This window comes from Novipirellula sp. (assembly GCF_041583735.1).
Lineage (GTDB): Bacteria > Planctomycetota > Planctomycetia > Pirellulales > Pirellulaceae > Novipirellula.
The window spans coordinates 1-9,734 of record NZ_JBFHFD010000304.1; the positions used below are offsets into that span (position 1 = coordinate 1).

Below are 9,734 nucleotides of genomic sequence, written 5' to 3' on the forward strand. Positions count from 1 at the left end.
TCGCGGCACTCGCCCTTTGGCCACGTCGTAAGAGTTCATGTCGGCAAGATCGGCGTTTGAGTCGAGGTAGCCACTTTCCCACACGCGTTGTCCATCGGGATCGATCAACGCGACGTTCAGCCACAATTGGGGCTGGGCGCCAAGCGATCCGGTCGGCAAGTTGTGCCCTTCGCTGATATTGGAAACTCGATACGCGATGTTCAGCGGAGCGCCGGAGCGAGGTTCACTCAGAAAGATCGGACCTTTGACGTCCACGCCCGCTTCGAGGGTGATTACGGCGCTGGACCGTTTCTCTTCGATCTTTAGCAGGTTGGCGTCAATGATGCGGCGTGCATCCCGGCGGTCATCGGTGTTATCCCATGGCGGTGGAAAATACATGCCCGGTGTAACCGTTTGCTCAAATGCTTCGGTTCCCCAACCCGCCCGGTCATCGAAATCGAGCCACTGGCGAGGCGAATATTGTTTAGCTTTGGGATTGTGAGGGAAAATTCCAGGGTGGGCGATCGGGTAGCCCGGACCCCAAAACGAATGATTCGCGTGTTTTTTTGGTTCGCCATACGGTTTGTCATTCAGCACGGCGGCGTGGCAATGCTCGTAGCCCTCGGCCTTGCCAGGAACGGCACCCATGTGACAATCTTGGCACGAAATGCCTTTCGCCGCGGCCGGGCCGTGACGGTATTGTGAGTGCACGACTTCCAATGCAATCCCAGGCTGGACCGCGACTTGGTGACAGGAAACACAGACGTCACTGTTGGTTAATGGCTCGAAGAAAAAACTCGCCGAGTGCATCGGTTGGCCGGGGCCCGTTTGATGCGGCGACGTTTTCAGTTTCAACTCCTCCGCACGAGCCACTGCGTCGGCAACGCCGGTATGATGCGATCCGCTACCGACCGGTTGGTGAATGTCGCCGGGTTCAATCCGCCGGTCGCCGTTGCTGCCACGCCAATAATGTTCGTTTACTCGGTGGCAGGCGATGCAGGTGATCCCTTCACGAACCACCGGTGGCATATCGAGCACGCTGGTTGATCGAGGCAACTCGAGCTGAGTCGCCACGGGAGAATGGCAACGCACGCAAAACGATCCAACGGTTCCTTGGGTATATTCCTGCATCGCTTGTTCGAACCGCTGAAACATCGGCGAGACGACTGCATAAGCATGCGAGCTGACGCTCCATTCGTCATAGTGTTTCGGGTGACAACTGCGACACGTCTCGGCCGATGGGTAACTGTTCTCGGTCCACAAGGCCTCGTGGGGATCTTTTGCGGCGGCAGCAGCTGGCTTGGTCGAGGCAGCCTCGGGGGCGGTGATCGAAGGACCAAGGTAGTCCAGCGGATCCGATAACCGGTCGCGTTCACTACCCCGCCCGCTGATCAGCGGGTCTGGCCCAAGCAGATCATCCCCGCCGAGCAGGTCGTCCTCCCCGAGCAGGTCGTCTCCCTCCAACGTGTCGCTGGCGAGCAAGTCGTGCTCGGTTGACATCGCGTCGGATGTCAACCGGTCCTCATCGCTCGCGAGCAGATCCTCGTCGTCTTGGAGTGCGAGCACATCGTCTTGGCGTGCGAGCACGTCGCGTGTCTGTTTTTCTCTCGCGAGACGCTCGCTTTGTTTTGCAGCGATCCGTACCGGTCGTCGGGGGGCGGAGATCGACGAGTCATCCGCGTACGCGGAAAACCACGTGATCGTCGCGATGCCCGCGCACAGCAGTGCGATTGCGATGGGACGCATGGGGAAACAGTCTCGGGTTCGAGCCACAGGACGAAGTGCGAGCTGTGGTAACACACAGCCGCGTTTCTGTTGTCCATCGACACGATTCGACCGCTACCATACTCCCAACAGTTTTTTGGGGACAAGTCAACCTAATCGGCAAGGTTTGACAGGGGGCGCGTGGTGGACGAGGCACCGCTTTCCAGCGAAAAGAGGGACAAACTCGGGACTCGTCACCTCGTCCACTCGCGGAAAAGTGAGATGCGACAAATCTCTAGCCTGCCTAATCGATACAAATCGCACGTTCTGCCTCAACGTATTCTCTTTCGGAATTCTTGTAACCGATCGTTTCGTCTCCAGCTTCGATTTGGCAGTAGGGTTTGCTGGAGAGTTCTATTGCCGAGGGGAATCGCGTTTGTGAACTCTCTCCTTTTCAAACATCCATTGCTTCCCGACGATGGAAAATCTAATCGTATGAATCAAACAATCGAAACCGGTTCTGAATCAGAACTCCACGAAGGCGAATCGTCTTTTTTTCGCTGTCCCATTCAAGAATCCGATGGTAAGGCGGTAATACGAATTGGGCGTCGACGCATCCCGGTGGTCGTTCAAGAGACGTCAATCGATGGATTTACGTTGACAGTGGCTGCCAAACACGCATCGCAAATACAGATTTCTGGTCCTTGGGAACTCGAATACGCTGACGCGCGCACCGAAGTGCATCCCCAGTGGATCTTCAACGCACCCGATGGAAACGCGCAACTTGCGGTTCGTCGTTTGCGTGATCTGACCAAACCCGATCCGATACGGTCGACTTGGTGGCCCACGTTGCGGCGGAACCGCTACAAACAATCGGATAACAGCTCGCTTGCGTTTGGGGGCTTCGTGCTCGCGTTTATCGCGATGTTAGGACTTCCTGGCATCGGCGAAAAACTAGGCTCGGCGCACTACATCCAAGCCGCAATTACGTGGGTTTACAAAGGAATCCACACCGAGATCAAAGAATGGTGGTAACGAACGTCGCGGAGAATTTTTTTTGATTGCCGCTGCGAAATGAAAGTCCTGGCGTTGCTTGCAATCGGCGCTCGTTTTGATCGCGGAGCGATCAACGACTTTGTTAAACCGTTGGATTGGGAAACTCGTTCTGAGCACTCAATTCGGTCTCGCCGTCGTCTTGGTCATAGTTCAGAACCGAGTGCACTGAGTAGGGACTCAGCCGCTCTTTGCCGCCAAGTTGCACCAAGTGGATCAGGAATGAGCAGCCGACGATTTCGGCATCACATTTTTCCAACAATCGGCAGCATGCTTCCATCGTTCCGCCGGTTGCCAACAGGTCGTCGACGATCAACACGCGTTGGCCTGGTTTGACCCCATCGACATGGATTTGTAGCTCATCGGTGCCGTACTCTAATTCGTATGCAAACGAGTGCATGTCAAAAGGCAGCTTGCCAGGTTTACGAATCGGGACAAAACCGGCACCAAGGCGAATCGCCAGCGGAGCAGCAAAGATGAATCCGCGGGCTTCCGCTGCCGCAACGATGTCAATCTTGGCGTCCAAAAACGGCTTGGCCAATGCCTCGGTTGCGGCTGCCAGCGCCTCGGGGGCGGCCAACATCGGGGTGATGTCCCGGAACAGAATCCCCGGCTGAGGGTAATCTGGAATGTCTCGGACGAAACGACGAAGATCCAACATGGAAATGGCTCGTGTGGTGTGAAACATAAAGTGGATCAATACAGCCTAAAGCAGAGCCAAACGTGAAGGTAGTAGGCTCGGAAAGGTAGTAGGCTCGGATTTTTCAAACGACAGGTACGGTTTCCACGAGCATGGTCAATGCCCGATGTCATCCGAGAGCGTTTGGATAAAAATAAATCCCAACCCCGATGCGTCAGCGAGGCAAAATTGGTTTGTGTCGGTCTCTCGCTCAAACGTCGGGTTCGGATCGTGCTCGCTCTGCGGACTTAGCGGTCGACCGCTCTCATGCAGACGTGCTGATTAGATTCCGGTGAGCGGTTCCGGACTGCCTCGCAAAATCCGGATTTCATCGAGATCCAGGTCTCGCAGTTCTTTCTCTTTGCGTTGCATTTCTTGATCGTACTGGTTTCGATCGGAATCCTCGTTGTCAAGGTTCATCGAATCGGGCTCGGCCGAGATGCCATCGGTCTCCTCGAGCGGACGATCTTCGTCACCGCTGCGTTTCGCACGCTCTTTCTCGTCTGGGCTCAGTGGCAGATCACGATTGACCAATTCGGGAGTTCGTGCCCCAGCAGGGTCAAAGATGCTGCCGACTCGTCCCCCGTCGCGACGCGTTCGCTGCCATGCACCCCCGTAGGCGGGGTAGGCCAGATCTTCGCATTCCGCGCAAATCCGGCATCCGGTGGTCGGAGCAAGCCCAACCAGGAGAGCCAGTAGCAGCAGCTTCTTTGCGACAGAGGCAATAATCGTGGAAAAGTCCATGACTCGAGATCCGATCCAGAAATCGTACGCGCAAACAGAAAATCGATCGCCAAACGAAGGCTAACGTTTCTATCGGTTAGGAAAGCTGAGTCACTTTAGGAAAGCTTTGACGATTAAGTGGTTGGTTCGGGTTAGCATGTCTCGCGCACACCCACTATTTTCCGCAATTTTCGCCGATTCATTAAAGTCGGTCTATCGAGGGGGATATACAAAATGAGACAAGCGGCATCGGACCTCATCTCATCTCATCTCATCTTCCGGAGCAAATCACGTGTCGGATCTTTCCCAAACTCTCCGAATCGTCGATGCTATCATCCTGCCCCTGCTTGCGCTTGCCATTTTGTGCCTGAGCAAAGTCAGCCATGGCGACTTGGCCCGTTGGTCTGAGCGTCAGTTTTACATCGCGTTATTAGTCATGACATTTGTCACGATGCGAACGGTCGCTCTAAGCGGTGATGCATGGTTGGTTCACACCGGCACGCTGGGGATTATGATTATCGGGTCGTTGGTCGTGCGGACTCAGGGTACACCAGTGGCGATGTAACCTCGTTTCCTCACTGTCTGCGATCATGCGCGAACCTCAGTCCTCGTCTCCCCAAACCGACCGTACATCGGGCTCACAAGCAACATCAGGCCCCCAAGCAATCGTTCCCACGGATCGCGGTGAAACCGTCGTCGAAGTGGTGCCCGGCGGCGCTGTGACTGGTGCGATTCAGCCGCCCGGCAGTAAAAGCCTGACGAATCGAGCTTTGATCTGTGCCGCATTTGCCTCGGGAACCTCCAAGTTGACCGGCGCACTTCGTAGCGAAGACACCGAAGTCATGATCGAGGCGCTGCGAACGATCGGGCTGGACATTAACGTGTCCGACGGCGGACGCACCATCGTCGTCAACAACGCCGGACCGCGATCGACATCCTCAAGTCAAAGCGAACCTTATTCGCTGTTTATCGCCAACAGCGGGACGACGATTCGTTTTCTCACCGCGGCGCTTTCAGCGGCCTCAGGGCAATACACTCTGCACGGAGTTCCGCGGATGCATGAGCGGCCGATCGGGGATCTGGTCGATGCGATTGTCCCGATCATGAATGGAACCATTCACGCGGAATCGGTAAACGGATGCCCTCCGGTCGTGATCGATTCGGCGGGATGGCATGCCGGAGAAATCAATGTGGGGGGCTCCGTCAGCAGCCAATATTTAAGCGGGTTGATGATGGCCGCGCCGATCGGTGTAAGCGACGCCAATGCCAATCCTACTCGTACCACGCGGATCGCCGTCACGGGCGAATTGGTTTCACGGCCCTATGTCGACATGACCTCGAAAGTGATCGAGTCGTTTGGTGGCAAGGTCACCACGGTCACCTCGGGACTCGCTGCGGGGCAAAGCATTGCTTTTGATATCTCAAGTTCCGCCAACACCGATGGCTACGGTTATCGTGGTCTGGATTACGCGATCGAACCCGACGCATCGGCCGCCAGTTACTTCTGGGCCGCCGCGGCGATTAGTGGCGGTTCGGTTACCGTCACGGGGCTGACGCATGCCGCGATGCAAGGAGACGTCGGCTTTGTCGACGTGCTGAAAAAAATGGGTTGCGAGGTCAACGAAGACGACAACGGGATCACGGTCACCGGGCGTCCGCTTCGCGGCATCGATATCGACATGAACGCAATCAGCGATACCGTGCAAACATTAGCAGTCGTGGCTCTGTTTGCCGACGGCCCTACTCGAGTGCGTGGTGTTGCACATAACCGTTTTAAAGAAACCGATCGCATTGGCGATTTGGCTTGCGAGCTAAACAAGCTCGGCGCGACGGTGACCGAGCACGAAGATGGCTTAACAATCACACCCCCTGCCGATGGCATCAAAGGGTTACACGGTGCGGTGCTGGAAACGTACCACGATCATCGCATGGCGATGAGTTTATCGTTGGCGGGACTGAGGATTGCGGGCGTCAAAATCAAGAATCCGTCATGCACGGCCAAAACCTATCCGGAATATTTCGCCGATCTCGAAAATCTAATCGGACGCAGCCATCACTGGTCTCGCTTAGCGTGACCGTCACGGAGCGATTGGCGTAGCGAATCGAGTCCTTCGCTCATCGAAATGCGAACGTGGTAGCCAAGCCGCTCTTTTGCCGCCGAAATATCAAAGTAATGATCCTTAGCCAATTGAGCGGCCACGAAGCGTGTCATCGGCGGCTCTTGCGTTCGCCCAAGCGTGCGATAGATCGATTCCAACACCGCTCCGATTCGATACGCCGTTTTGTAGCTGATTTTGCGTGTGGGTGGTCTGACGCCGCCCATCTCGCAAATCTCGTGAATCCAGTCCCAACAATTCACTGGTTCGTCTTGCGCGATAAAGTAGGCTCGCCCACCACCCCGATCCGGGTCACGATCAAGCGAATCGAGCGCGTCGAGGTGGGCGGCCGCAGCATTAATGACATGCACCGTGTCGACTTGATTCTTTCCATCGCCCACGATTCTCAAACGCCCACGTCGAGCACGATCCAAAATCCGCGGAATGATGTGCGGGTCATCATCTCCCCAAATTAAATGTGGCCGCAGCGCGATGGTGTTCAGTTGCCCTGGCACATGTGCCGCCAACACCGCCTGTTCGGCCATCGCTTTGGTGTGGGGATAATGGCATAACCAGTGGCTTGGATAAGCCGCCGATTCATCCAGATTGCGTTGGTGCTGCGAATCAAACGTCACACTGGGACTGCTTGTGTAAACGAGATGTCGAACGTGGTTCGCTTGACAAGCCGCGATGACGTGATCGGTCGCTAGTTTGTTGATCGAATAAAAATGCTCCCAAGGTCCCCAAACCCCCGCGACCGCCGCAGTGTGAATGACTGCGTCGACATCACGGATTGCGTTTTGACAGAAAGTGGCGTCGGTTAGATCGCCACGAACGTGCTGCATTCCCTCGTTGACCAATTCGGGATACACGCCCCGCGAGATTCCAACTACCGAGTCGTTGCGGCGAAGCAATTGACGGACAATCTGGCGGCCAAGAAATCCGCCACACCCGGTAACGAGAACACGCATAAGACACAGATCAATCAAAGAAAAAAGTGGGATAGGCTTCCAGCCTGTCATCGGACGAGGATCGGCAAAATAGTTGTAGCGAATCGATCGGCTTACGCCAGTGACACTTGTGCGATAAAAATAACGTTATTCATTGACACGCTTCCTCATTTTGCAGCGACTATGGCTGATACAACGTCCGACCTGTTCCCAAGCGACAAAAAGCTCTATTTACTCGACGGGATGGCACTCACCTACCGAGCCCACTTTGCTCTGGTTCGCAGTCCGCGGTTCACCTCGGGCGGGATCTGCACGTCGGCGGTCTTTGGGGTGCTGAACACGGTATTGGATTTGATTCGCCGCGAGGAGCCGACGCATATCGCCGTCGCCTTTGATACGCCCGAGCCGACGGCGCGGCACGAAGCGTTCCCCGAGTACAAGGCCCAGCGTGATGAGATGCCCGAGGATATTGCCAAACAATTGCCGTTGATCGATCGCTTGTTCGAGGCGTTGAATATCCGCAGCATTCGGATGCCTGGCTATGAAGCCGACGACGTGATTGGCACCATCGCACATCAAGCCGAGGCCAAAGGGTATCGCACTTACATGGTCACTCCGGACAAGGACTACGACCAACTCGTCACCGAAGACGTGTTTGTCTACAAGCCTGGACGCAAGGGGGGCGATGCTGAAATCTTCGGTGTCAAAGAAGTTTTGCAGAAATGGGAAATCGAGCGAGTTGATCAAGTCATCGACATCCTCGGTTTGATGGGCGACGCGAGCGACAACATTCCTGGCGTCCCGGGGATCGGTCCCAAGACAGCTCAGAAATTGATCGCCAAGTACGGATCGATCGAACAGCTGTATGCCAAGTCGTCCGAGCTAAAAGGCAAACAAAAAGAGAACATCGAATCGAATCAGGACAAAGCGATGCTCTCGAAGAGCCTGGTTACGATTCAATTGGACGTTCCGCACAGCGTCGAAATCGATGATTTGTTGTGGAAAAGTTATGACACCAATGCGCTCAAGGCATTGTTGACGGAACTCGAATTTGATGCGATCGGCAAACGAGTCTTTGGCAAGTCGTTCTCAGCCGCATCGGCTCGCGCTAACGTTGTCCGCGAAAAACGGGAATCGGAAATTCAAGCGACGTTGTTCGACGAACCCGTTGAAGAGAAAACGATTCGTGATGTGCCGCATTCCTATCATACGATCCATACGGCGGCCGAACGCGCCGATCTGATCGCCAAGTTGGCGCTGCAAGACTCGATCTGTTTCGATACCGAAACGACATCACTCGATCCTCGCACTGCATTGCCGCTCGGGATTGCATTTTGTTTCGAGCCGCATTCGGCCTACTACGTCGTGTGTCCTCATAACCCCGAGCAAGCGCAAGCGGTGATCGATGAATTTCGTCCCATTTTCGAAGATGATTCGATCGAAAAGATTGGTCATAACCTGAAGTACGATCTTTCATTGTTGCGTTGGCACGGATTCGAAGTTCGCGGAAAACTTGTCGATACGATGTTGGCCCACTCGATGAAAGAGCCCGAGATGCGGCATGGGCTCGATTACCTATCCACGCTGTATCTGGGCTACAAACCGATTCCCACCAGCGATTTGATTGGCCCCAAGGGCAAAGACCAAAAGAACATGCGTGACGTCGAGGTCGAGCGAGTGGCCGAGTACGCCTGTGAAGACGCCGATGTCACGTTCCAGGTCGCTAAGATCCTGCGTGCGGATCTCGAGGCGGCCGGCGTGAGCCAGGTTTGTTACGAAGTCGAATTCCCGTTGGTCCGCGTCTTGGTCGATATGGAATACGAAGGCATTCGGTTGGACAGCGAAGCGTTGCACGAATATTCACGCACGCTCAGCGGTGAAATCGAGGACCTGCAAAATCAAATCTTTGCCGCGACCGGACACGAGTTCAATATTGATTCGCCCAAGCAGCTTGGCGTGGTGCTGTACGAAGAACTCGAGATCGAAAAGAATCCCAAAAAGACGGCGACCGGGCAATATTCGACTCGCGAAGCCGAACTCGAACGTTTGTCCGGAAAGCATCCCATCATCCGCGACGTGCTCGAATACCGAGGCGCCCGAAAATTGAAATCGGTCTACGTCGATCAACTTCCCGCGGCGGTCAATCCCAAGACAGGTCGACTACACACGCATTACAGCCAAACGTGGACCGCGACCGGTCGTATTCAATCCAACGACCCCAATCTGCAAACGATCCCGGTGCGGAAGCAACGCGGACGTGAAATTCGAGCCGCATTCGTACCGCGTGATGAAAATCACGTGCTATTGTCGGCCGACTACTCGCAAATCGAACTTCGCGTGATGGCCGAACTCAGCGGCGACGAAGCGATGCGTGAAGCGTTCATCAGTGGTGAAGACATTCATACCGTCACGGCGAGCAAGGTCTACAAGGTCGACCCTGAAGAGGTGACGCGTGAGATGCGTGACAAGGCCAAGACCGTAAACTTTGGCATCATCTATGGCATCTCAGGATTTGGACTGCAACAACGGCTGAACATTCCTCGTGGTGAA

At 55.1% G+C, this 9,734-nt stretch carries 8 protein-coding genes; 4 read left to right on the forward strand and 4 right to left on the reverse strand.

The window, feature by feature from the left end:
• Positions 1 to 1,725: multiheme c-type cytochrome (locus ABX962_RS20470; protein ID WP_372721875.1), on the reverse strand; the 1,725-nt coding region annotated here is incomplete at its 3' end.
• A 453-nt stretch (positions 1,726 to 2,178) separates the two neighbouring features.
• On the opposite strand from ABX962_RS20470, the gene ABX962_RS20475 reads away from it, so the two are divergent.
• Entirely contained in the window at positions 2,179 to 2,718 is a 540-nt protein-coding gene (locus ABX962_RS20475; RefSeq protein WP_372721876.1) for a hypothetical protein, read from the forward strand.
• Positions 2,719 to 2,821: 103 nt separating this feature from the next.
• On the opposite strand, the gene ABX962_RS20480 is transcribed toward ABX962_RS20475, so the two are convergent.
• Both ABX962_RS20480 and ABX962_RS20485 read right to left on the reverse strand, forming a co-directional pair.
• On the reverse strand, positions 2,822 to 3,397 hold the full coding sequence (locus ABX962_RS20480) for an adenine phosphoribosyltransferase (RefSeq protein WP_372721877.1): 576 nt from the start codon (positions 3,395 to 3,397) through the stop codon (positions 2,822 to 2,824).
• A gap of 300 nt (positions 3,398 to 3,697) precedes the next feature.
• Positions 3,698 to 4,159, reverse strand: a complete 462-nt coding sequence (locus tag ABX962_RS20485) for a hypothetical protein (RefSeq protein WP_372721878.1) — start codon at positions 4,157 to 4,159, stop codon at positions 3,698 to 3,700.
• A gap of 271 nt (positions 4,160 to 4,430) precedes the next feature.
• Between ABX962_RS20485 and ABX962_RS20490 the strand changes: the two genes are divergently transcribed.
• The gene (locus ABX962_RS20490) at positions 4,431 to 4,703 is read left to right on the forward strand and encodes a hypothetical protein (RefSeq protein ID WP_372721879.1); all 273 of its coding nucleotides are present in this window, start codon (positions 4,431 to 4,433) and stop codon (positions 4,701 to 4,703) included.
• A gap of 25 nt (positions 4,704 to 4,728) precedes the next feature.
• Positions 4,729 to 6,213 (forward strand): 3-phosphoshikimate 1-carboxyvinyltransferase, encoded by a 1,485-nt coding sequence (aroA, locus tag ABX962_RS20495; protein WP_372721880.1) that lies wholly within the window; start codon positions 4,729 to 4,731, stop codon positions 6,211 to 6,213.
• Here the strand turns inward: aroA and ABX962_RS20500 are convergent.
• Positions 6,192 to 7,205, reverse strand: coding sequence for an NAD-dependent epimerase/dehydratase family protein (locus ABX962_RS20500; RefSeq protein ID WP_372721881.1), 1,014 nt, complete (start codon positions 7,203 to 7,205; stop codon positions 6,192 to 6,194). The two genes, aroA and ABX962_RS20500, sit on opposite strands and share 22 nt — an antisense overlap.
• A 162-nt stretch (positions 7,206 to 7,367) precedes the next feature.
• Here ABX962_RS20500 and polA point away from each other — a divergent pair.
• A partial coding sequence (gene polA, locus ABX962_RS20505) for a DNA polymerase I (protein WP_372721882.1) occupies positions 7,368 to 9,734 on the forward strand: 2,367 nt, incomplete at its 3' end.

Bases quoted from the DNA above. Each gene is read 5' to 3' on its own strand.
- ABX962_RS20485 (WP_372721878.1), bottom strand. From the start codon at position 4,159: ATGGACTTTTCCACGATTATTGCCTCTGTCGCAAAGAAGCTGCTGCTA.
- aroA (WP_372721880.1), top strand. From the start codon at position 4,729: ATGCGCGAACCTCAGTCCTCGTCTCCCCAAACCGACCGTACATCGGGC.
- ABX962_RS20480 (WP_372721877.1), bottom strand. From the start codon at position 3,397: ATGTTGGATCTTCGTCGTTTCGTCCGAGACATTCCAGATTACCCTCAG.
- ABX962_RS20500 (WP_372721881.1), bottom strand. From the start codon at position 7,205: ATGCGTGTTCTCGTTACCGGGTGTGGCGGATTTCTTGGCCGCCAGATT.
- ABX962_RS20475 (WP_372721876.1), top strand. From the start codon at position 2,179: ATGAATCAAACAATCGAAACCGGTTCTGAATCAGAACTCCACGAAGGC.